The organism is Bacillus sp. MYb209, assembly GCF_002975175.1.
Classification (GTDB): Bacteria; Bacillota; Bacilli; order Bacillales; family Bacillaceae_G; genus Bacillus_A.
The window spans coordinates 270,938-292,597 of sequence record NZ_PCNZ01000002.1 but is presented as its reverse complement, the minus strand read 5'-3'; the positions used below and the strand labels follow the sequence as shown (position 1 = coordinate 292,597).

31 protein-coding genes are annotated in these 21,660 nt (G+C 34.7%); 8 read left to right on the top strand and 23 right to left on the bottom strand.

Going from position 1 to position 21,660, the window contains the following annotated elements; genetic code table 11:
• Window positions 1-5: 5 nt before the first annotated feature.
• The 6 genes from CQZ94_RS05100 to gcvT all read right to left on the bottom strand — a co-directional run bounded on the left by CQZ94_RS05100 (window position 6) and on the right by gcvT (window position 5,185).
• Window positions 6-380: a GntR family transcriptional regulator gene (locus CQZ94_RS05100; RefSeq protein ID WP_078172820.1), complete on the bottom strand. Its 375-nt coding sequence runs from the start codon at window positions 378-380 to the stop codon at window positions 6-8.
• A 116-nt stretch (window positions 381-496) separates the two neighbouring features.
• On the bottom strand, window positions 497-688 hold the full coding sequence (locus tag CQZ94_RS05095; RefSeq protein ID WP_000535934.1) for a hypothetical protein: 192 nt from the start codon (window positions 686-688) through the stop codon (window positions 497-499).
• Between the two features lie 70 nt (window positions 689-758).
• On the bottom strand, window positions 759-962 hold the full coding sequence (locus CQZ94_RS05090; protein WP_142395767.1) for a DUF3929 family protein: 204 nt from the start codon (window positions 960-962) through the stop codon (window positions 759-761).
• A gap of 286 nt (window positions 963-1,248) precedes the next feature.
• The gene (gcvPB, locus tag CQZ94_RS05085; RefSeq protein ID WP_002122485.1) at window positions 1,249-2,724 is read right to left on the bottom strand and encodes an aminomethyl-transferring glycine dehydrogenase subunit 2; all 1,476 of its coding nucleotides are present in this window, start codon (window positions 2,722-2,724) and stop codon (window positions 1,249-1,251) included.
• A complete protein-coding gene (gene gcvPA / locus CQZ94_RS05080; protein ID WP_105584520.1) occupies window positions 2,721-4,064 on the bottom strand; it encodes an aminomethyl-transferring glycine dehydrogenase subunit 1 in 1,344 nt (447 codons plus the stop codon). Before gcvPA ends, gcvPB begins: the two co-directional genes overlap by 4 nt.
• 20 nt (window positions 4,065-4,084) lie before the next feature.
• A complete protein-coding gene (gcvT, locus tag CQZ94_RS05075) occupies window positions 4,085-5,185 on the bottom strand; it encodes a glycine cleavage system aminomethyltransferase GcvT (RefSeq protein ID WP_105584519.1) in 1,101 nt (366 codons plus the stop codon).
• A 543-nt stretch (window positions 5,186-5,728) separates the two neighbouring features.
• Between gcvT and CQZ94_RS05070 the strand changes: the two genes are divergently transcribed.
• Together CQZ94_RS05070 and CQZ94_RS05065 are read left to right on the top strand one after the other, a co-directional pair.
• The gene (locus CQZ94_RS05070) at window positions 5,729-7,411 is read left to right on the top strand and encodes a DEAD/DEAH box helicase (RefSeq protein ID WP_105584518.1); all 1,683 of its coding nucleotides are present in this window, start codon (window positions 5,729-5,731) and stop codon (window positions 7,409-7,411) included.
• Entirely contained in the window at window positions 7,398-8,192 is a 795-nt protein-coding gene (locus CQZ94_RS05065; protein ID WP_002088611.1) for a YqhG family protein, read from the top strand. The genes CQZ94_RS05070 and CQZ94_RS05065 overlap by 14 nt, the downstream gene beginning before the upstream one ends.
• Window positions 8,193-8,243: 51 nt before the next feature.
• Here CQZ94_RS05065 and CQZ94_RS31630 read toward each other — a convergent pair whose 3' ends face one another.
• Window positions 8,244-8,375, bottom strand: a complete 132-nt coding sequence (locus CQZ94_RS31630) for a hypothetical protein (protein WP_000064671.1) — start codon at window positions 8,373-8,375, stop codon at window positions 8,244-8,246.
• Window positions 8,376-8,472: 97 nt separating this feature from the next.
• Window positions 8,473-8,700 (bottom strand): hypothetical protein, encoded by a 228-nt coding sequence (locus CQZ94_RS05055; protein WP_105584517.1) that lies wholly within the window; start codon window positions 8,698-8,700, stop codon window positions 8,473-8,475.
• Window positions 8,701-8,772: 72 nt separating this feature from the next.
• Between CQZ94_RS05055 and CQZ94_RS05050 the strand changes: the two genes are divergently transcribed.
• Complete coding sequence (locus CQZ94_RS05050; protein ID WP_105584763.1) at window positions 8,773-8,889, top strand: GTP pyrophosphokinase; 117 nt, start codon at window positions 8,773-8,775, stop codon at window positions 8,887-8,889.
• Window positions 8,890-9,017: 128 nt separating this feature from the next.
• Complete coding sequence (locus CQZ94_RS05045) at window positions 9,018-9,653, top strand: VC0807 family protein (protein ID WP_002015010.1); 636 nt, start codon at window positions 9,018-9,020, stop codon at window positions 9,651-9,653.
• 66 nt (window positions 9,654-9,719) lie between these two features.
• Here the strand turns inward: CQZ94_RS05045 and CQZ94_RS05040 are convergent, their stop codons facing one another.
• The 10 genes from CQZ94_RS05040 to comGA all read right to left on the bottom strand — a co-directional run bounded on the left by CQZ94_RS05040 (window position 9,720) and on the right by comGA (window position 15,363).
• On the bottom strand, window positions 9,720-9,920 hold the full coding sequence (locus tag CQZ94_RS05040; RefSeq protein WP_105584516.1) for a YqzE family protein: 201 nt from the start codon (window positions 9,918-9,920) through the stop codon (window positions 9,720-9,722).
• 38 nt (window positions 9,921-9,958) lie between these two features.
• On the bottom strand, window positions 9,959-10,456 hold the full coding sequence (locus CQZ94_RS05035) for a shikimate kinase (RefSeq protein WP_105584515.1): 498 nt from the start codon (window positions 10,454-10,456) through the stop codon (window positions 9,959-9,961).
• A gap of 151 nt (window positions 10,457-10,607) precedes the next feature.
• On the bottom strand, window positions 10,608-11,258 hold the full coding sequence (locus CQZ94_RS05030) for a 2OG-Fe(II) oxygenase (protein ID WP_105584514.1): 651 nt from the start codon (window positions 11,256-11,258) through the stop codon (window positions 10,608-10,610).
• A gap of 184 nt (window positions 11,259-11,442) precedes the next feature.
• Entirely contained in the window at window positions 11,443-11,802 is a 360-nt protein-coding gene (gene comGG, locus CQZ94_RS05025; protein WP_105584513.1) for a competence type IV pilus minor pilin ComGG, read from the bottom strand.
• Window positions 11,799-12,260: a competence type IV pilus minor pilin ComGF gene (comGF, locus tag CQZ94_RS05020; protein WP_105584512.1), complete on the bottom strand. Its 462-nt coding sequence runs from the start codon at window positions 12,258-12,260 to the stop codon at window positions 11,799-11,801. Before comGF ends, comGG begins: the two co-directional genes overlap by 4 nt.
• On the bottom strand, window positions 12,244-12,540 hold the full coding sequence (locus tag CQZ94_RS05015; protein WP_105584511.1) for a competence protein ComG: 297 nt from the start codon (window positions 12,538-12,540) through the stop codon (window positions 12,244-12,246). The genes comGF and CQZ94_RS05015 overlap by 17 nt, the downstream gene beginning before the upstream one ends.
• Complete coding sequence (gene comGD, locus CQZ94_RS05010) at window positions 12,533-12,988, bottom strand: competence type IV pilus minor pilin ComGD (RefSeq protein WP_105584510.1); 456 nt, start codon at window positions 12,986-12,988, stop codon at window positions 12,533-12,535. Before comGD ends, CQZ94_RS05015 begins: the two co-directional genes overlap by 8 nt.
• Entirely contained in the window at window positions 12,985-13,284 is a 300-nt protein-coding gene (gene comGC, locus CQZ94_RS05005) for a competence type IV pilus major pilin ComGC (protein WP_002088623.1), read from the bottom strand. The genes comGD and comGC overlap by 4 nt, the downstream gene beginning before the upstream one ends.
• 11 nt (window positions 13,285-13,295) lie before the next feature.
• Entirely contained in the window at window positions 13,296-14,333 is a 1,038-nt protein-coding gene (gene comGB, locus CQZ94_RS05000) for a competence type IV pilus assembly protein ComGB (protein ID WP_105584509.1), read from the bottom strand.
• Window positions 14,320-15,363 (bottom strand): competence type IV pilus ATPase ComGA, encoded by a 1,044-nt coding sequence (gene comGA, locus CQZ94_RS04995; RefSeq protein WP_105584508.1) that lies wholly within the window; start codon window positions 15,361-15,363, stop codon window positions 14,320-14,322. The genes comGB and comGA overlap by 14 nt, the downstream gene beginning before the upstream one ends.
• A gap of 205 nt (window positions 15,364-15,568) precedes the next feature.
• Between comGA and CQZ94_RS04990 the strand changes: the two genes are divergently transcribed.
• The 3 genes from CQZ94_RS04990 to CQZ94_RS04980 all read left to right on the top strand — a co-directional run bounded on the left by CQZ94_RS04990 (window position 15,569) and on the right by CQZ94_RS04980 (window position 18,140).
• A complete protein-coding gene (locus tag CQZ94_RS04990; protein WP_105584507.1) occupies window positions 15,569-16,264 on the top strand; it encodes a helix-turn-helix transcriptional regulator in 696 nt (231 codons plus the stop codon).
• Between the two features lie 131 nt (window positions 16,265-16,395).
• The gene (locus tag CQZ94_RS04985; RefSeq protein WP_105584506.1) at window positions 16,396-16,638 is read left to right on the top strand and encodes a DUF2626 domain-containing protein; all 243 of its coding nucleotides are present in this window, start codon (window positions 16,396-16,398) and stop codon (window positions 16,636-16,638) included.
• 107 nt (window positions 16,639-16,745) lie between these two features.
• The gene (locus tag CQZ94_RS04980; protein ID WP_105584505.1) at window positions 16,746-18,140 is read left to right on the top strand and encodes an L-cystine transporter; all 1,395 of its coding nucleotides are present in this window, start codon (window positions 16,746-16,748) and stop codon (window positions 18,138-18,140) included.
• Between the two features lie 233 nt (window positions 18,141-18,373).
• On the opposite strand, the gene CQZ94_RS04975 is transcribed toward CQZ94_RS04980, so the two are convergent.
• Complete coding sequence (locus CQZ94_RS04975; RefSeq protein WP_002111839.1) at window positions 18,374-18,589, bottom strand: DUF3912 family protein; 216 nt, start codon at window positions 18,587-18,589, stop codon at window positions 18,374-18,376.
• Window positions 18,590-18,841: 252 nt separating this feature from the next.
• On the opposite strand from CQZ94_RS04975, the gene CQZ94_RS04970 reads away from it, so the two are divergent.
• Window positions 18,842-19,153 carry a hypothetical protein gene (locus CQZ94_RS04970; RefSeq protein ID WP_105584504.1) on the top strand — a complete coding sequence of 104 codons (312 nt, stop codon included), beginning with the start codon at window positions 18,842-18,844 and terminating at the stop codon, window positions 19,151-19,153.
• 33 nt (window positions 19,154-19,186) lie between these two features.
• Here the strand turns inward: CQZ94_RS04970 and CQZ94_RS04965 are convergent, their stop codons facing one another.
• The 4 genes from CQZ94_RS04965 to CQZ94_RS04950 all read right to left on the bottom strand — a co-directional run bounded on the left by CQZ94_RS04965 (window position 19,187) and on the right by CQZ94_RS04950 (window position 21,652).
• Window positions 19,187-19,675 (bottom strand): hypothetical protein, encoded by a 489-nt coding sequence (locus tag CQZ94_RS04965; RefSeq protein WP_142395750.1) that lies wholly within the window; start codon window positions 19,673-19,675, stop codon window positions 19,187-19,189.
• A 107-nt stretch (window positions 19,676-19,782) separates the two neighbouring features.
• The gene (locus tag CQZ94_RS04960) at window positions 19,783-20,160 is read right to left on the bottom strand and encodes a nucleoside 2-deoxyribosyltransferase (RefSeq protein ID WP_105584502.1); all 378 of its coding nucleotides are present in this window, start codon (window positions 20,158-20,160) and stop codon (window positions 19,783-19,785) included.
• A gap of 77 nt (window positions 20,161-20,237) precedes the next feature.
• Window positions 20,238-20,498, bottom strand: coding sequence for a DUF3966 domain-containing protein (locus tag CQZ94_RS04955; protein WP_000817964.1), 261 nt, complete (start codon window positions 20,496-20,498; stop codon window positions 20,238-20,240).
• A gap of 95 nt (window positions 20,499-20,593) precedes the next feature.
• A complete protein-coding gene (locus CQZ94_RS04950; RefSeq protein ID WP_105584501.1) occupies window positions 20,594-21,652 on the bottom strand; it encodes an undecaprenyldiphospho-muramoylpentapeptide beta-N-acetylglucosaminyltransferase in 1,059 nt (352 codons plus the stop codon).
• Between the last annotated feature and the right edge of the window lie 8 nt (window positions 21,653-21,660).

Genomic DNA, 21,660 nt, shown 5'->3' with positions numbered 1-21,660 from the left:
CTTTCTCATTCCCCCTCGTATAAACACGCAATCATCTGTTGCAAATCTTCAAGTGAAAGCTGTAACACTTTACTTTCATTCACAATCTCTTCAGCTTTACTTTCCAATAGACGTAGCCGCTGTTCTTTTAATAGTTCATTATTTTTACGTGAAACATAAGTCCCCTTCCCAGCAACAGTTTCTATATATCCTTCTTTTTCAAGCTCCTCGTACGCACGCTTCGTTGTAATTACACTAATTTGTAACTCCTTCGCTAAGCTACGAATTGACGGTAATTGGTCTCCCCCCTTTAAACCACCATTTAAAATAAGCTGGCTTAATTGTTTCCTTATTTGCACATAAATAGGGTCTTGGGAAGAATTCGAAATAATAATATTCATGTTTCCCTCCAGTGTGTATATACTGTGTATACCTTATATGCACAGTATATACACAACTCCCTATTTTTGGCAAGAAAAAAAGACCAACATTTTCCTGTTGGTCTTTCGTATATGTATCACTTTTCAAAGCGATCTAACATTTCGTCTCTCATTCCGAAACTCACAACCGCAATTCCTACATACATAAATAGAAGGAATGCTGGATGAACTGTATTGTACCAGCTGCTATCAACAATTAAATAAATTGTTAACGCCACAACAAGAACAAACGCTAAAATAAACATATAAAAGTGTCTTGTACTACCCATGATAAACTCCTCTCTGCTCTCTTCACCATTCAACAGTATATTTTATCGAATAATTCGATATGACTCAAGGCTAACTTTCTGTTATGTAATCAAGTTCTACCTTTACAATGTCCTCACACGCTATTGAAATGATCGTTCCTTGTTTATCAATCGCCGTCAATTCTCTATTGTCCATTACACGATGTGCTACTCTTTCTAACACTTTTCCTTGGTCTCGATAACAAAATTCTTTTACATCTTTAATTGTTTCTCCGTTTTCTAAATGGTATACCATTCTATAACATCGATATCCCACACTTCCACCCCCGTCTTGCTCGTTTTTTCACATATACATAAAAATGAGTAATTTTTGCCTCATCACATCTTCTTAATTTCAATAAAATTCTAACAAAAATAAATACTTTTATCAAACCGACTTTTCCAACAAAATCACCTATGAAACTGCATCATTACAGCAATATGAAACAAAAAATAAAAATTTATAACATTTTTTTCATTCTATCCGCACCAATGTTGCAAAAAAAAAAGAACTCGCATGTAGCGAGTTCTTTTTATTCCAATCACACTTGTACAGGTGCTAGCTTTTCATAACGTAAAACTGGTTTACGAGCAGCCAATGTTTCATCCAAACGTTTTATTACCGTTGTATGTGGTGCTTCTTGTACAACTTCTGGGTTTTCTTCTACCTCTTTAGCAATTTGAATCATCTTATCAATGAAACCATCTAATGTTTCTTTTGATTCTGTTTCTGTTGGCTCAATCATAATACATTCTTCCACATTTAATGGGAAGTAAATTGTTGGTGGATGGTAACCGAAATCAAGCAGACGTTTTGCAATATCTAATGTACGCACACCAAGTTTCTTTTGACGACGACCTGATAATACAAATTCATGCTTGCAATGTCTGTCGAACGGAAGATCATAGAATGGTGCTAATCTTCTCATCATATAGTTCGCATTTAATACAGCGTACTCAGTTACTGCACGTAGTCCATCTGGACCCATAGAACGAATATATGTGTATGCACGAACGTTAATTCCGAAGTTACCATAGAATGGTTTCACACGCCCAATTGCTTCTGGACGATCATAGTTGAAGTGATAGCCATTTTCCGTTTTCTCTAAAATCGGTTTTGGTAAGTACGGAATTAAATCAGCTTTCACACCTACTGGACCAGAACCTGGGCCACCGCCGCCATGCGGACCTGTAAATGTTTTATGAAGGTTTAAATGCACAACGTCAAATCCCATATCTCCTGGGCGTGCTTGGCTTAATACAGCATTTAAGTTTGCACCATCATAGTATAATTTACCGCCTGCGTTATGGACAATTTCTGCCATTTCTAAAATATTTTCTTCGAATAGACCTAATGTATTTGGATTTGTTAACATAAGTGCTGCTGTTTCTTCGTTTACAACACGTTTTAAATCATCTAAGTCAACAAGACCATGTTCATTTGATTTTACCGTAATTGTTTCAAAACCAGCTACTGTTGCAGATGCTGGGTTTGTTCCGTGGGCAGAGTCAGGAACAATTACTTTCGTACGGTTAAAGTCACCATTTGCTTCATGGTATGCACGAATTAACATTAAACCTGTCCATTCTCCGTGTGCACCAGCTGCTGGTTGTAATGTAACAGTATCCATACCTGTAATTTCAATTAAATGTTCTTGTAAATCGTACATTAATTCCATTGCACCTTGCACTGTTTTTTCATCTTGAAGTGGATGAATATTTGCAAAGCCTGCGAAGCGAGCTACGTTTTCATTAATTTTCGGATTATATTTCATCGTACAAGATCCAAGTGGGTAGAATCCAGAATCCACGCCGTGGTTACGGTTTGAAAGCGCTGTGTAATGGCGCATAATATCAAGTTCAGATACTTCTGGAAGCTCTGCATCTTCAACGCGAATATAATCGCTCTCAAATACATCTTCTAATTTTACTTCTTCTACATCTAATTTGGGTAAGCTATATCCTACGCGTCCTTCTTTAGTCACTTCAAAAATAAGTGCTTGGTCTTGGTTCTTCATTGGATAGCCCCCATTTCGTTTACAAGTGTGTCAATTTCTTCTTTTGTACGAAGCTCTGTTACTGCTACAAGCATATGATTTTCATGCTCTTTATAATCACGGCCTAGGTCGTAACCACCGATAATATTCTTTTGTATTAATACATCATTTATTTCTTTAACTGGACGTTTGCAATCTACAACAAATTCATTAAAGAATGGTCCAGTGAACGTTACAGTGAAGCCTTTCGCTTCGAATTGACGTTTTGCATATTGTGCTTTAGAAATATTTTGACGTGCCATATCTTTCACACCTTGTTTTCCAAGTGCAGTCATTGCAACTGATGCTGCTAATGCATTTAACGCTTGGTTTGAACAAATGTTAGACGTCGCTTTATCACGGCGAATATGCTGTTCACGTGCTTGTAACGTTAATACAAATCCACGTTTACCATCTGAATCTACAGTTTGTCCGACAAGACGTCCTGGAATTTTACGCATAAATGCTTTCGTTGTTGCAAAGTAACCACAATGAGGTCCACCAAACTGCGTTGGGATACCAAATGGTTGTGCATCACCGATTACAATATCAGCGCCAAATTTTCCTGGCGGTGTTAATGCGCCTAATGATAATGGATTTGAAGAAACGATAAATAATGATTTTTGTTGATGAACGATTTTTTCGATATCAGCTAACTTTTCCACTTGTCCGAAGAAGTTTGGATATTGAACGATTACGCAAGCAACTGTATCATCTACTTCACTTTGTAATACATCTAAATCTGTTACACCGTTTTTATGATCAATTTCAACAACTTCAAGATTTTGACCTTTTGCATATGTTTCAAGTACTGCTCTTGATTCTGGATGAACTGCATTAGACACAAGAATTTTCTTTTTGCGAGTATGACCAGCCGCTAGCATTGCCGCTTCAGCCAAAGCTGTACCTCCGTCATACATAGAAGAGTTTGCTACGTCCATTCCTGTTAATTCACAAATCATTGTTTGAAATTCAAAAATTGCTTGTAATTCCCCTTGTGAAATTTCTGGTTGGTATGGTGTGTAAGCTGTATAAAATTCTGAACGAGAAATAACATGATCAACAATTACTGGAGCGTAATGATCGTATACACCTGCTCCTAAGAAAGAAGCATATTCTTTTAAGTTCGCATTTTTGCTAGCCATTTGAGATAGCTCTTTTAAAAGCTCTGGCTCTGATTTTGCTTCTTTAATTTTTAAATCCCCTTTAAAACGAATACTCTCTGGAATATCAGAGAATAATTCATCAATCGTTTGAACACCGATTGTTTGTAACATTTCTTTTTTGTCTTCTTCTGTCATTGGAAGATAACGATGCAACATGAAATCTACCCCTCTCCCCGTTACTTTGAACGTTTATAAAATGGTGTTGGAACAACTACTGCTTTGACGCGTTTATTACGAATTTCAATTTCTACTTCTGTATCAACTGCTGCGTATTTTACATCAATTAGTGCTAAACCAATGCTTTTCTTTAACGTTGGAGATTGTGTACCACTCGTTACTTCCCCGATTTTTTCTTCTCCTATAAATACAGGGTAATGCGTACGAGGAATACCGCGTTCGATTACTTCGATGCCGACTAATTTACGAGATGCACCGTTTTCTTTTTGCTCTTTTAACGTTTCTTTTCCAAAGAAATCTGCTTCTTTATTTGGTTTTACCGCAAAGCCAATTCCCGCTTCAATCGGTGTAATATCTTTTGATAACTCTTGTCCGTATAACGGAAGTGTTGCTTCGAAGCGAAGTGTATCACGAGCACCTAAGCCACATGGTTTTAACCCCTCTTCTTCTCCAACTTCAAGAAGTTTCACCCAAAGTTTTGCAGCATCTTCACTCTTACAGTAAATTTCGAATCCATCTTCACCTGTATAACCTGTACGAGATACAAGTGCAGGAATTCCATCTACATGAATATCGTTTTTAAATTTAAAGAACTTAATTTCTTTCAAATCTTCTGACACAACTTTTTGTAAAATGTCTTGTGCTTTTGGTCCTTGAATTGCAAGTTGCGCAATTTCACTAGAAACATTGACTACCTTTGCATCGCCTATTACATGACTTGCTAACCATTCGTAATCTTTCTCGATATTTGATGCATTGATTACTAATAAATAGTCTTCTTCACCACGTTTGTAGATTAATAAATCATCTACTGTGCCACCATTTTCATAGCACATAGCTGTATATTGTGCGCCTCCTACCTTTAAGGTAGAAACGTCATTTGTAACAACACGTTGTAAAAATGCTAAACTATCTACACCCTTTACCTCTACTTCTCCCATATGAGATACATCGAACAAACCTGCTTCTGTACGTACAGCTTCATGCTCTTCTTTAATGCTTGAAAATTGAACTGGTAATTCCCAACCACCGAAGTCGATTGTTTTCCCACCATACTTCGCGTATACATCAAATAACGGTGTACGTTGTAATGTAATCATGCTCTTTCCCCCTTATGCTCTGACAAATCAATAAAAGTTGCTTCCCATATCTAAACATTTTCATTCTGAAAAGATAAGGTTATACGGAATCTCAGTATATTTTTTTATGAAAGCGTAAATAAAAAGTTACTTTCTTGGATAAAATACGAAAGATTCCACACATTTCACACCATTATCCTAACATCATTCGCTATATTTCATCAATATTCTAGCATAAAAAATAATTTAGAATTTTTTATTCTTAATCTTATTAAATACAACTTTTGAAATTTAGCCCTTTATCCCGCATTAACGGGCAGTAAAACTCCCACTTCAAAATTCAGCGAATGCGAGGAAGTTAGGTGGGAGATAACTGCCCGTTAATGCCCGATTGGTGAAGGCTAATAATCATTTTGGGATGGACAAAACCCCCAATGATTAAAGTTTCACTTTATCATTGCTTATTCTTTAACTTTTAGTAATTGTGATAGTGCCTTATTACGAGGCTTGTAATAAAGATTTTTTAAATAATCACTTTAGTTTATAAAAGGTGGGAGAGTCTTAATGAATGTCGATATTTCCGTAGATCGAACGTGGCAAAACAATTTTTTAAAAAGAATTGATGAAGATGGTCCTTGGACAAATTGGGATTTATATCATTTAGCTTATAAAACAGAGAAATCATTACTCGTCCCTACTTTTGATGGATTGCAAGCACCGAAACATTTATCACATTTCACGCCGCTTCCACATCAATTAGAGGTTGCTCAAAATGTCATTGAACAAATGAATGGTAAAGCGATTCTAGCAGATGAAGTTGGACTTGGAAAAACGATTGAAGCTGGACTTATTTTAAAAGAATATATGGTTCGAGGACTTGTAAAAAAGGTACTCATTCTCGTTCCAGCTTCTCTCGTATCTCAGTGGGCGTATGAACTAAACACAAAATTTTTTATTCCTGCGGTCGCTCAAAAGAAAAGTTATTCTTGGGAACAAGCTGATGTCATCGTTTCATCAATTGATACTGCGAAACGTTCACCGCATCGCGATATCGTTTTAAACCTAGAGTATGACCTTATTATTATCGATGAAGCACATAAACTAAAAAATAATAAAACAAAAAACTATGAATTTGCACAGCGATTAAAAAAGAAGTTTTGTTTATTACTAACTGCAACTCCTGTTCAAAATAAAATTGATGAAATCTTCAACCTCGTTTCTTTATTAAAACCAGGTCATTTAGGCAATCAATCTAATTTTGAAGAATATTATGCTTCCAAAAATCGTTCCACTGAATCCGATGAAGATTTAAAAGCTCTTATCAATAAAGTAATGGTTCGAAATAGACGCCATAACACTGGAATTGATTGGCCGAAGAGGCATGTACGAACAATCTTCATTGAATTTAATGAAGAAGAACAAGCTTTGTATAATGAAATTGAAAATTGGCGTGGACAAAATGCCTTCACATCTGCTTTCTCATCCTTAACTTTAAAACGGGAAGCATGTAGTAGTCGTGAAGCTGTTTACTATTCATTAAAAAAACATGTAGAAAAACGGCAGAAAGAAAATGAGCATTACATAAAGGACCCACATATTGATGTGCTTATGGATAAAGTTAATCATATTCCGTTCAACTCCAAAGCAAATAAAGCACTAGAGCTTATAAAAGAAATTGACGATAAAGTCATTATTTTCACTGAATATAGAGCTTCACAAATGTATTTACAATGGTTCTTACAACAACATGGCATTTCCTCTGTCCCATTTCGCGGTGGATTTAAGCGCGGAAAAAAAGATTGGATGAAGGAGCTTTTCCAAACTCATGCCCAAGTATTAATTGCGACCGAAGCTGGTGGTGAAGGAATTAACTTACAATTTTGTAGCCATATGATTAATTACGACTTACCGTGGAATCCAATGCGACTTGAGCAAAGGATTGGACGTATTCACCGCCTTGGACAAAAAAATGATGTTCATATTTATAACTTAGCAACAAAGCATACTGTTGAAGAGCACATTTTAAAACTACTATATGAAAAAATTAATTTATTTGAACGTGTAATCGGTGAACTCGATGAAATTTTAACGAGAATCAACATGAAAAATATTGATGCGCATATTCAAGAAATTTTCGCTCAGTCAAAAAGCGAAGGTGAAATTCGAATCAAGATGGAAAATTTAACATCTATTATCGATTTTGCGAAGCGCAATGAAGCAGAGGTGCAGGACTATGCAGCAAAATGAAATTCATAATTACTTATACAACTTTTTTGAGGCGAATAACTGCGAAATTTTAGAACGTTCCCCCCACCTATTAGACGTGCAGTTAACAATTGAAATGGATAAATTATTAATGAACCGCCCTTTCTATTGGCACTATCTTGAAAAAACAGGAGGCGTTCCGAACCCGATGCGCCTTACTCTTATTACAAATCCAGAAAACGAAGAAAACGACGGTGAACTTATTCATTACGGTTCACCACGTTTGCATCAAATATTTGAAACGACAAAAGAACTAGGCTCATATATACGTTTATATGAGGAAGTGAAACATAGCGGGGCAACTCATACCCCCCTTCATCCTTGGCTTGGTGTAAATATAAAAGTATCTTATCAATGCGATCGAAAAAAAGACATACTTCATTCCATCGGTATTCATCTTATTTCCGGGACAATGATTGCAAACTTTCATGACACTTTAGCAGAGATCAAACTCACACCGAAAATACCTGATTTTTGTTTTACGCTCTCACCTATCATTAAGCCACAAAGTGGCTTACAACGTATAGAGGATGCTTTAAAAAGTATAATCGCTGAAGATGACCACACGTGGGCAAAAGAAGCGAGAGTGCGTTGGAATCACGATTTAGACCTTTTAAATCGCTTTTACGAAGATAGCGATGAACTTCCAGAAAGCTATGAAATTGAAAAGCAAGCATTACAAGAACAATACGAACCACGCATTACAATACAAATTATAAACGGCGGTCTCTTTTATGTTACCGCAAATCATTTTCTATCTTAAAGAAAGCTCCTTCAACTGTTGAAGGAGCTTTCTTTAAGATGTTTTTCCATCCTATTCTCTATCGTCATTACGCTCTTGTTGTTTTTTCTCTGTCATACGTTTTTGATATGCACGATCCTTCGCGCTTACATGATTTGCATCAGTTGGAAGATTTTCTTTTGAACGACCAATTCCATTGCTCATCTTTTTCCCTCCTTTTTACACACTTCAAAATGCACCTTTATTTTCAGCTAAAAGCACAATCCTTATACAAAAAAATAAGAGCAGCCATTAGCTGCTCTTACTCATTCACGTATTTTTGAAACATATCATGGATGCCTTGATTTACGAGGTTCGAGATCTGTTCGTCAGATTTATTTGGATAACGATCACGCAATCTGATAGATGCCTTCACCATTAAATTTTCTAATACAGAACGGCCACCTTCTCCATAAATAGTTTCAGCATACTTAACAAGTCTTCCATCCTCTAATGTTGCTGGATTATGATTGAAGAAAAATTTACTCATTGTCTCCACCTCTCTCTTTGATAACGTTTACATTTATATAGATTATTTATGTTATTTATTTCACAATATTGTATGCATGTATATTTAATTAGTTTCATTATAAAGCAACATATCAATAGTAAATATGTGATTTTCCGTCCATTTTGTGAACAAACCAAAAATGAAAGCGTTTCCTTTATTGTACACTAAAAAAACTTACTACGCTAGGGACAATTTTTTTAATCTACTAATCATCTACTTTTCTTTTTTTTATTAAACCTTATACAATTTTCAGAAATTATATTATAAAATATATGTATGACTTAAGGAGGATTTGTATGAATCAAAATAAAAAAGCTATATTAGATCTTGTCTTTTATCTCGTATTCCCATTCCTCATTTGGAAATTTGCAAAGCCTTATATCGATCCTTATTACGCAATGTTAATTTCCTCTGTTCCGGGAATTATTTATACACTGTATACCTTTAAAAAAGAAAAACAGTTTAACGTTACAGGGTTCTTTATTTTAATTACACTCATTTCTAATACAACGGTAGACTTAATATCTGGATCAGCGGAACGAATGCTATGGAATGATGCATATTATCATATCGTACTTGGCTGCATCGTTATATGTACAATCTTTATAAAAAAGCCACTCATGTTATATTTCGCAGCGGACATTTCAGCACTGCAAGGTCATGATCGTGATAAAAGTCGTGAACTTTATCGTGATAGTCGTATATATCCAGCACTGCAATATTTAACACTATTTTTCGGTCTTCAATTTATATTAAAAAGCTTCTTGAAAATCTATTTCATCTCTGTTTTCGGTGTAGATGGATATGGTGAAATGAGAGCTATTATGACCGCTGTTGGCTGGGGGATTTCTATTTGTATCGGAATAGGGTTTGTATGGGTAAATAATAAGATACATGCGGTTACTGAAGAAAAAGAATCTGTGCAACAATAAATAAAGATCCCCTAGCAGCTTGTTGCACTAGGGGATCTTTATTTTGCTAGACATACTACCAAAAAGTTAGCTTGATTTTTTTCTTTTATTTTTTACATTTCGATAAAACAAAGTAGCGCTCAGTGGCATAACACCAAACCATTTATTTAAGAATGGCTCTTTCTCCGCACGACGTTGTTGTTTCTGTTGTTTTCGATCCTCTTTTGGAGCATCCATATATGACACAAATTGCTGTGTCACAAAGCGTACATAATCATTAGTAGACATATTATCATCACCTCTACTTGATTAGTATGTCCACTTTTTTATTCATTAATCTTTTGCTTTAATTCATTCATAATCTGCTTTACCGACTTATTTGTCGTATCGATATGAATATCAGCCTCTTCATAATAAGCTCGGCGCAATTCAAATTTCGTTACAAATTCATCTATATCTTTCTTCTGAAATAGTGGACGTGTCGTATCTTCACGAAGCCTGTCTGCAATTACATGCGGATCACAATATAAATACACAACAGTTCCATTTTCCCTCATCCACTTTCGATTTTCCTCTCGTTCAATAATCCCTCCACCAGTTGTAATAATTACATTCTGAACCGGTAGTGAACGTAACATTTCACTTTCATATTCCCGAAAAACCATTTCGCCTTCTTCTGCAAAAATATTCCGAATCGCTTTCTCTTTCTGCTCTTCGATTTTTTGATCTGTATCTACAACTTCCATATAAAGTTCTTTACTTAACGCTTTTCCAATTGTTGTTTTCCCAGCTCCCATATAGCCGGTTATGTATATAGATTTCATTTTCGTTCCTCTCAATCATCCGTTATTATTTGTTATTATAACGAAAGATGTTACTTTATTTAATAAAAAAACGTTTTGTTCTTCTTATGCTATGAAGAACAAAACGTAACATACTCACTATTTTCTCGCAATCAAACAAGCTGGCTCACTTTTACTTATAAGTACCTCTTCTCACCCACTGCGTTGCAATCCATTTCTCACCTTTCGTTACAGGTGCTCCTCCATGTAACGTAAGCTCATTTAGTGATTGATCTTGATAAAAATACTCAAAGTATACTGCCATTCCCTTTCTAGGGTGTACAGAAAGATTTAATTTCGGAAAGAATGTTTCCCCGCCTTCTTCTACATCATTTAAGTACATCACAAGAGTACTTATACGATTATTAGCAGCTGACCTGCTATGTTCTGCAAAATAATCATAGTGCGCTTTATATTCTTGATCCACTTCATAATTTAAAATGTGCAATCCTTCTCCATGCGCTACAGGAACATTCGTGATAGATGAAATTCGTTTTTCAACCTTCGAAGTAAGTTCATTCTCTTCCAAAAATGCACCACTACTTGTTCGAATATCATTTACATCACGTGATGAACCAACTTTAGAACGTTTCATATTATCTTTAGACAATTCAATCAATTCATCGCACTCTTCATCACTTAATACATTTGCTAATACGACAATAAGAGGTTCTTCGAATTTTGAAATAATTTGTATTTCCCTATCCTCTGTCATAATCGTATTTCCTTTATGATCAAAAATAGTTTGTTCCTTATTTTCACCTATTTGATTGTTATTTGTCATTTCCTAATCTCCCTAGAAAAAATGTTTGGATAGCATGAATATATCATATTCTTTCAACCTTTATCTTTTTGAGAAAATTCAAACTTTTATTCATCCTTTTTATCCCTTTCCACAAAGAAATTGACTCACTCCACAATGGGAATTAATGGTTTTCTCCCGCTTATTTTACACATTATCCTTCTACCTAATCCAATATTTTATTATCCTGTTTCCTATAGCGAAAGCTCACTGTGTAGAAAACTCTCTTTTTTGTAACACATTGCAACGAAATGATAATACCATCATTTGCAAAGACGTACTTTCCACTCACTTCTCCTCTTTCATACTGAAATAAAAAAACATCCTCTTTTTCTTTTTGCTGTAAGTCTCTTTTTATATCTGAAATAGCTCGATCAACAAGTTCCTCCATGAAAAAACTTTGTTCTATTTCAGAATAAAATTTTTTATCCGAAAGTAACATATTCGTTTCGTACATCAAAAAAGAAATGAATAAAATAAGAAAAATAATTGTTCCTGGCATTGCAAATCCATCTTGTTTTCTCATGTTTCTATCTCAATTTCACTATAGCGCACAGCCACGCCTTCATATATTTCACCACTTATATCTTTCACATATATATATAACAAATGAGGTGTTAATTTATACGAAATCGCTTCAATCCTTTGTAATATAAATTCCCTTCCGCGTATATTTACTTTTCTTATTAAATTACTATTCACCTTTTCATACGTCACCTGATCACCATTACGAAGTTGGAAGCGCAAAATATTCCCACCATTTTCTAGTGCTATCTTCCTCCCACTTGATACTTCACGAAACTCTAATTGCATTTGTCCTAAAAACACATCCCACTCCCAGTCATTTAACCCTTTTGAATGTGTATTTTCTATCCCCATAATATGAAGACGTGGTAAAAGTAAAAAGAACATTGATAAAAGCAACAAACATGCAATCATTTCTATTAATGTAAATCCCGCTTCTTTTTTATTTTTCCTTTGCATAAAGGCATTGCTCCATCGCTTTTCCTCTCATATCTTTCCACATCGTACAAACTTCATCTCCTCTCCAATATGTGTAATATACAATTCCTTTTATGACTTGCTCTTTTACTCGCTTTTCCTCATTCTCATACATAAATACGGCCGCTTCTTTTTTTAATAATATTAATGCTTTATAGCTCATTTTTATATTTTTTCTTTCTTGCATAATTAATAATGTTTGCGGGAGCAATAACGATACCGCCATCATTATTAAACTTAACGCTACAACCATTTCAACCATTACTGATCCTTTTTGACACTTCACGATACGTAAATCTCCCTCTTCCAAGCTGAAATACAATCTCATATTTATACCCCCGATAAGAAAGTAAAATCGTACCACCTCTATTAATATTTCCACTCGGATTATATGTCATTGGATTTGGAAAGGTATGCAGATCAATTTGGAAATCTTTATCATATTCTCTCTTAGCAATTAAAAATCCGGTCTCCGATTCCGAGATATAATACATATGTTTTTCTTTAAGCCAGCGTAACGTATAATGTTTTTGACGCTTAATCGCTAACTGCTGCATATATAAAATATCATTTGAAAACTGTTTCAAAAGCTGCTCAACTTTTTGCTTTTCATGTAATGAAGTAACGTTAAAATGCGTAACAACACTCAGTACAGAAATAGCAAATAAGACAAGTAGCATTTCTAAAAGTGTAAAACCTTTTTGCTTCACGATTTCCCAGCTGATACCGTACCATCATCGGAAATATGGATTGGTTCACCTTTCGGGCAAGTTTTAGAAGTAATATACTTTCCTGTTTCAAGTTCCTCTATTGATGGAATCTTATTATGTTGCAAGTGATATGCTTGTATTTGTGCTTCTATAGATTTCACATAGGCTGCACATCCTTTTCCTTGGACGGATGAGCGCTGTGTAACTACATTTGGAATAATTAATAGTAATAATACAGTTATGACAACCATAACTAATAACATTTCTAAAAGAGTAAAACCCTCCTCATTCTGCATGTAAATGCCCCCTAAATAGAATTCATCATTTGAAACATCGGCATAATCATCGCTAAGTACATCAAAATGACTATAACCCCAAGACATGTAAATAAAATGGGTTGAATCACAAACAACATACGTTTAATTTTTTGTTCTACCTTTTCAATAATGAGCTCACTGTAATCACCAAGCTCATTTGCTAAATTACCGTTTGCTTGTCCATGCGTAATGATATAAGAAAGTTCTTTCTCGTAATAACCGCTTTTATCAATAATAGATTGTAACGGTTCTCCTGCAATTAATTGCCGCTCAATTCGGGCTGCTTCATACTGAAAGAACGGATGATACTTTTGCTTCATCATTATTGTTAATGCTTCGTGTACCGACAATCCACCGTGTAATAAACCACTTAATTGAGCGGAAAAATAATGCGAATGCTTTAAAATAAGTAAGGTTTTCATAAGGGGAATACGGATCATAATCTTTACCTTTTGAGTAGGCGGAAGTTTTCGGAAATAAAAAATATATAAACTAAATCCCGTTATAACGATAAGAAAAATGATATAAATGAAGTAAGGTAATAATTTAATTGCAACTAAAATTTGCTCCGTAAGTGGTGATGCTGTAGAACGTAAAGAACTATACATCATTTCAAACTGAGGCAATAAAATGAGGTTAAAAACAGAAAGCATAATCATTAAAAAAAATGATAAAAACATAGGATATCGCATCACTTTCATCATATCTTTCCTATATTTATCTTTCTTGTAAAGAAGTACGCTCCCTTGTTGCAAAGCAAAAGAAATGTCACCGTGTCGCTCTGCATAAAACAAATAACTTAGCACCTCTGGATGAAACATTAATTGGTGAAAAGAAGCGTGCAAACTTTGTCCATTTTTCAATCCCTCGATCATACGCTGTAACTGTAATTTCTTCCCTAATGGTAGTTGAAACTGCAAAAATTCTAGTGCCTGCAAAAGTGAGTAACCTTTCTCTAATAAATCACTTAATCTTTTCCATAATGATACTTGATCACTTAAACTCCATTTTCCCTTAAACATATACATCTTCTTCTAAAAAGCCTAAAGCATACCCTTTTCGCACCGACGATTCCAACGTTTCATAGTGATACGTAACATGTTCTCCACTTGCTTCTTTAATCGCTTGTTTTAATTCGTATCCATATAACAGTTCATAAATGCTCGCCTGCCTTACTTGCCTCATTGATTTACATAAAGTTGAACATTTCCCTCTGCAAAATGGACATTTTAATTCAACGAGTCGCTGAGCAGCTACAGCTAATAATGATTGTTCAATTTCTTGCCTTGTAATACCATAATCCATAAATCGTAGTATCGCTCCTTTCGCATCATTTGTATGCAAGGTTGTCATCACTAAATGTCCCGTCAGACTGGCTCTTACAGCTACTTTTTCTGTTTCTTCATCACGAATTTCGCCAACTAAAATAATATCTGGATCGTGACGCAAAATAGCCTTTAATCCCGTTTCATATGTGATACCAGCTTTTTCATTTATTTGAATTTGTAATAAACCGTCTTTTCTTCTCTCAACTGGATCTTCAAGTGTAACGATGCGACGTGTTTGCCATTTTCTAGCTACTTCTAATAACGCATACATTGTTGTTGTTTTTCCAGAACCAGTCGGCCCAGTAAATACGAGTAACCCATGCGGATGCTTTAAAAAAGAGAGTAATTTTTCCGCTGTACTTGGAAATAACGAAAGATGAGACAACGGCTGAACAGATGCTTGTAAATGGAGGCGAATAACTAGACTTTCTTGATATACTGTTGGAAGGGTTGAAAGGCATAAATACACTTCTGATCCATCAATTTGCAAATATAATGAACCATTTTGAGGCTTTCTCCTCTCTCCTATATCCATTGATGCTAAAAACTTAAAGTGCGAAACAAGCTTTTCTCCAAATTCCTTTTCAATACACCGTTTCGTAATTAAATCTTTCCCTATACGTAATTGAATCGCCACATCCTTCTGCCTGGGCACAATATGTAAGTCTGATGCTTGCACCCTACAAGCTTCTTTCATAATCATATTTGCAAAAAGCTCGACACTATTCATCAAGTTTCCCTCCTCACTATGTATATATCATGAAAAAATGCACAAGAAAAATTAAGAATTTTGTATTTTCACTAAGAGAAAAAGGAAAAATATGTTTGTGAAATTATGAACAATTTCCGAACTATTGTCTGAAATTACCTATATAGAAGTTTATCTGTATTATAATGTTAATATCTTGGATAAAGTGATAAAGGTGGAGATCCTAATGGAACAAGCTTTAAAAATTACAGGTGTGTTATCTGACCCTACTCGTTATTACATTTATAAATATATTTCTCAAAAGCATAATTACGTAACTGTACAAGAAATTGCAGATGAGTTTAACATTCATCCAAACGTAGCGCGTTTACATTTATCTAAATTAGAAGATGTTAATATGCTCAAATCAGAAACAAAAAAAACTGGGAAAGGCGGCAGACCAAGCAGACTATACGTCTTGTCTCAAGATGTCATCCAGTTACAATTCCCATTTCGCGATTATCAATTATTAGCGCAGATAGCATTTAATTCACTGCTAAGCTTAGGTAGCGCTGGTGAAAAAGCGCTATATGAAACAGGGAAACAATTCGGCAAAGAATTAATGCAACAACATATGCATCGCTTAAATGTAAGTGCAGAAGCATTGACGATAGAACAAAAAATGCAAATCGCAAAAGAAGCATTCTCAACAGCTGGTTTATCTCCTGCTTTTGAAATAAGTACGGATGGCACAAAAATTTTCTATGATGTACACAATTGTCCGTTTAAAGAAGTTGCTGCACATCATCCGACTGAAATTTGTAATATGCACGGAGATATGATGAAAGGGATTTTTGAAATCCTATTCCCGAACGTGGAATTAACACGAAACGATAGTCTACTAGATGGATGCAAATCTTGTAACTATAAAGTTCAAATTTAGTTTTTCAACTAAGAAGAAGTCAATATTATAATTGGCTTCTTTCTTTTATGTGAATGAATATTTACAATAGTTAGAAAAATAAACTATAATGAAAAGAGGTTTTACTTTTTTTAGAAAAGGAGGGAGATGGCATGGAGCGCATGTTTCGCGTTCTCGGCTTTTGGACTGGAATTTTCTCGGTTATGTTTTACGTAGGGGATATGAATTCAGCAGCACTACTATTTTTAGGACAAACAGGTTTCTTCGTACTTTTAAGCTATTTAAAATTAACAGAGCGTATGTATATATACGTATTCGGGGCATATTTAACCGTTTTCTTCATCGGATTTACATGGTACACAACATTTTTACTTGTCCCTGGAGCTGGACATTAAAAGATGGCAATTTGCCATCTTTTTTTTAATTCCGCGATTTCCTAGTTGACTTATAGGTTTTGTTACCTTATATTCTATATAACACATTGGAATTAGGGGGAATTACCATGAATACACTGCTTGTCGGAATTAACGTTGCCGTCATGCTCATTTTAGTTGGCGTATTATATTATATGCAACGTAAGCATGTATCTTTTAATAAACGTGTATTTACTGCTTTAGGAGTCGGAATTATATTCGGTCTTATATTACAATTTATTTATGAGCCTACTTCTAAAGTAATTATCGAATCAAATAACTGGTTTAGTTTAATTGGTAACGGTTATGTAAAATTACTTCAAATGATTGTTATGCCACTTATTTTAGTATCTATTATTTCAGCATTTACAAAATTACAGTTAACGAAAAATCTTGGTAAAATCAGTGGTCTTATTATCGGAATTTTAATTCTTACTACAGGAATTGCCGCAGCTGTCGGTATAGCTGCAAGCGCAGGATTTGATGTATCAGCAACAGGTTTACAACAAGGTGATGCAGAATCTGCTCGTCTGAAGCTAGTTGAAGAAAGATTTACTTCTATCGAAAAGACAACAATTCCAGACAAATTATTAGAATTGTTGCCTACAAATCCGTTTCTTGATTTAACAGGCGCTCGGCCAACATCAACAATTTCTGTTGTAATATTTGCAGCCTTTATCGGTATCGCCTTTATCGGTGTAAAACGAAAATATCCAGAACAAGCAGAGCTATTTAAGAAGATGCTTGATGCTGTGTATGCAATCGTAATGCGCATGGTAACATTAATTTTACGTCTTACTCCATACGGCGTATTAGCTCTTATGGCAAAGACAGTTGCTGGTAGCGATATTAACGCTATTTTAAAACTTGGTAACTTCGTGTTAGCGTCTTACGTAGCACTTATCGTAATGTTCGTTATTCACTTATTATTAATTGCTCTATCTGGTTTAAATCCAATTCAATATTTGAAAAAGGTGTTCCCGGTATTAACATTTGCCTTCACTTCTCGCTCTAGCGCTGGTGCAATGCCATTAAACATTGAAGCTCAAAAAGAAAAACTTGGTATTTCCGAGGGTATCGCAAACTTTGCAGCTTCATTCGGGGTATCTATCGGTCAAAACGGTTGCGCAGGTATTTATCCAGCAATGCTTGCAATGATGGTCGCTCCAACTGTAGGAATTGATCCATTACAACCACAATTTATTTTAACTTTAATCGCTGTCGTTGCTATTAGCTCATTCGGTGTTGCCGGCGTTGGTGGCGGTGCAACATTCGCAGCGTTAATCGTACTATCTACAATGAACTTACCAATCGGCATTGTCGCTCTTGTTATATCGGTTGAGCCATTAATCGATATGGGCCGTACAGCTCTTAACGTAAGTGGTTCTATGACAGCTGGTCTTATTTCTAGTAAATGGCTTGGTGAATTAGATCAAGATACGTACAATCAAGACGATGTAAAAACTGGGGAAATTGCTTCATAATAAAAAAGGACGCTAACATAATAAACTGTTAGCGTCTTTTTCATTATATTCCATCTCTATACATCTTACTTTGAAAGTTATCACGCTAAGTATTCTTCTAGTTGCTCTTTTAACTCCAATGTAAACTCTTGTTCTTTATACTTCATTTCCGACTCCTTAAACATGGAAAAAGAGAATACAATAACATATTCTCTTTTTCTCAAATATATTTCATTATCTCAAAGCCCGTCCTTTTACAAATAACCATTTTGCTCGCACCATTTATGAAATTGTCCTACATCTACTCCAACTAACACGATATCCTTTAGCTCTACAGCAATACTTTGTTCCCCAATTACAATAGCAAAGTGGGTTTCTAATTGTTTTTCATTTTTCTTTACAGTTCCAATTCGGTTCCGATGCGGCCCATCTTTTATATATGCTTTTTGTCCTACAATATCAAAGTTCAAGATTCTCACCTCTTTTACTGCGCTCAAATTGGAAATACAATCTCCACCTCGGAAAATTTCCTTTCATTGCACTATTTCTCTATATATATGACGAAACAATAAAAGAGTCCTTCCTTCTTTACAATTATTTTTTCTTTGTTTCATTTTTATGATTGAAACGTAAAGTTTATAATAAAATACACTTGGAAGCGCTTTCTACGTAATTTTTTATGTTATAATATATAAGTAGAACTTCGTAAAGAGGGTTAAAAAATGAATACAAAAATGATTAAAAAAGTAATTGAAGCATTAAAAGTATATGGCTTTCAGGATGTATCATTCTGTGAAGAAACGAAGCAATTTTTATTTCATAACGAAACCGATATTATGAACGGCTATGCAGAAATAACATATAGTAGTCAATTCGAAAAATTCAACGTACAAATTCATCCAATTGAAACGCATCACCAAGCAGAGTTACAAGAGGTTGAAAGACATATACAAGCTTGCATACGAAAAGTAGAGTATTTAAATGCACTTCTTACTGGACAAACAAAGCTAGATGATAAAATTATTATTATGTAAAAAAAAAGAACGTGAAGCTATCACGTTCTTTTTTTAAACACCCATCTTTTCTTTTAAATGCAAACCTGTTACAGACTCTAATACATCCATTGCTTCTCCAAACGTCATATCAAAAATTGTCTTCTCTTCTATATATGGGAACTGTCTAAAACGCTTTTCTAACATTTTCACTGCATCCGATGTGAAATTTGCGCTATCAATGCCAAATTCTGTTTCAAGAAGCACGATCCAATCTAACACATGAAAACCTAATCCATTTACGAATGAAATAAGTTTTTCTTCTGGCTGTGAAGATAAGAATACGTTTCGCTCCATCTCACTAAAAAGTTCTTCTCCTAAAATTCCTGCTAACTCATCATCATGTTCACGTTCAATAATCTCTTCATAACCGTAATCATCAACAAGCTCTTCTACTTCTTCACTATCCGCAAAAAGCAATTGACTAAGAATTGCATCTTTCTTAAATTCACTGTTTTGTACAACTTCTAAAAAACTTGTTTCCCATCCATTTTCTAATTTCATATGTATAACTCCTTTATATACTTTACTTATAATAACTGTGCCCAAAATAGACTAATGGTAACCTTCACTCTTTTTTGCAAGAAATATTTCTGGCTACATTCCCACGTCTAACATTCCACTTTATTCAATATATATGAGACAAGCCCCTCAATTTCTCCTTCAAAAACATCAACTTCTTGTAAATGGTAAAACGTAGTTTGCAATTCATTGTCCTTGTGATATATATAAATTTTCTTTTCTAAAGCAATTGCCATCCCTAACTCTGTATGACTTCCATTCCCACCCTCTAGTATGAGTAAGAAGACATCAGCTTCTCGTATCGCCTTTTGTTCTTCTTCACCAATCTTTTGCAATTGTTCTCTATTGGTTGCTCTTTCATTTTTCGTCCAATCATATGTATGCTGCCATCCCACTTCTTTCAACTGGCTTGAAACGAAACGTACAAGATGTTTATTTTGAAATCCCGAAGCAATATAAAACTTCATTTATATCCACTCCTTAAATATGTATGGGGAAACTCCTTTTTTAGCGTTAATGGGATTTTTTCAAAAAAAACCCATCTTTAGAACTTATTTGCGTTTAAATGATGGGATGCTTCATGGTCTTCTTTTATTTTTTGCTTTTTATAACTTTCATCAGCTAACATTTCTAGTTCAGCTGTTATTTCTGATTTTTCAAGCTCTCGTTCTTGTGAAAATTTCCGTGAAATATAAACAATAACACTGCCAACGTACAACACAAAGCATATAATAAGTGCAGTATTTTCATAGAGACTTAGCTCCAACACAGTCACTCCTAATCCATTCGTATTTTCACGCTTAATCAATTGGAATTTCCCTATTAACCATTTGTTATTGTAACATAAAAATATCAATTCTTGGAATCTTTCATCCTATTAAAAAAGACATGATTGTATAATCATGCCTCTGAAATATGTTGAATGATAGTTTTAATCGCTTCTTTTCCATTATATTTTTTTAATGCTGTTTTATACGTCTCATTATTACTATATAGCTCTTCTATATGCTTTATAAGCGAGTTCACCGTTACATCCTCTTCATATAATACCGATGCATACCCTTGTCTTTCAAAAGATTCAGCATTTAAAATTTGATCTCCACGACTTGCAAATTTCGATAACGGAATTAAAACCATCGGCTTTTGCATTGTTAAAAATTCAAAAATCGCATTGGATCCCGCACGTGAAATAACAAAATCTGTTGCTGCTAATATATCCGGCAACTCTCCATGTACATATTCAAATTGTCTATATCCTTCTTTATTTTGTAAGGATTCATCAAGATTCCCTTTTCCGCAAAGATGCACAATTTGATAATTTTTCAGAAGATCTGGAAGTGCCGATCGAACAGTTTCATTAATTTTCTTTGCTCCTAAACTTCCTCCCATAACAGTAATAACTGATTTCTTACGGGAAAACCCTAGAAACTTTAAACCTTTTTCAAGATTTCCTCTTAGTACTTCTTCACGTACTGGTGATCCTGTATATAATACTTTCTCTTTCGGTAAGTGCTTCGCAGCTTCTTCAAATGTAACAAATATTTTCGAGGCAAAACGGAGCGCAATTTTATTTGCTAGTCCAGGTGTCATATCAGATTCATGTAGCAAAACTGGCACCCTGTTTAACCATCCTCCAATTACGACTGGTACAGATACGAAACCACCTTTGGAAAAAATAACATCCGGTTTTAGTTTACGAATTGTTACGTACGCATCCATAACACCCTTCATCACGAGAAAAGGATCTTTTATATTTTTTAAATCAAAATAACGACGTAGCTTTCCGCTTGCAATACTATGGTACGGAATTCCTTCTTTTTCTATAATCGTTTTCTCAATCCCTTGATGAGAACCAATATAAGAGATATCCCAGTTCTGCTTTTGTAAATGTGGAATAATTGCTAAATTAGGTGTTACATGTCCTGCCGAACCGCCACCTGTAAAGACTATTTTTTTCATACGTCTCC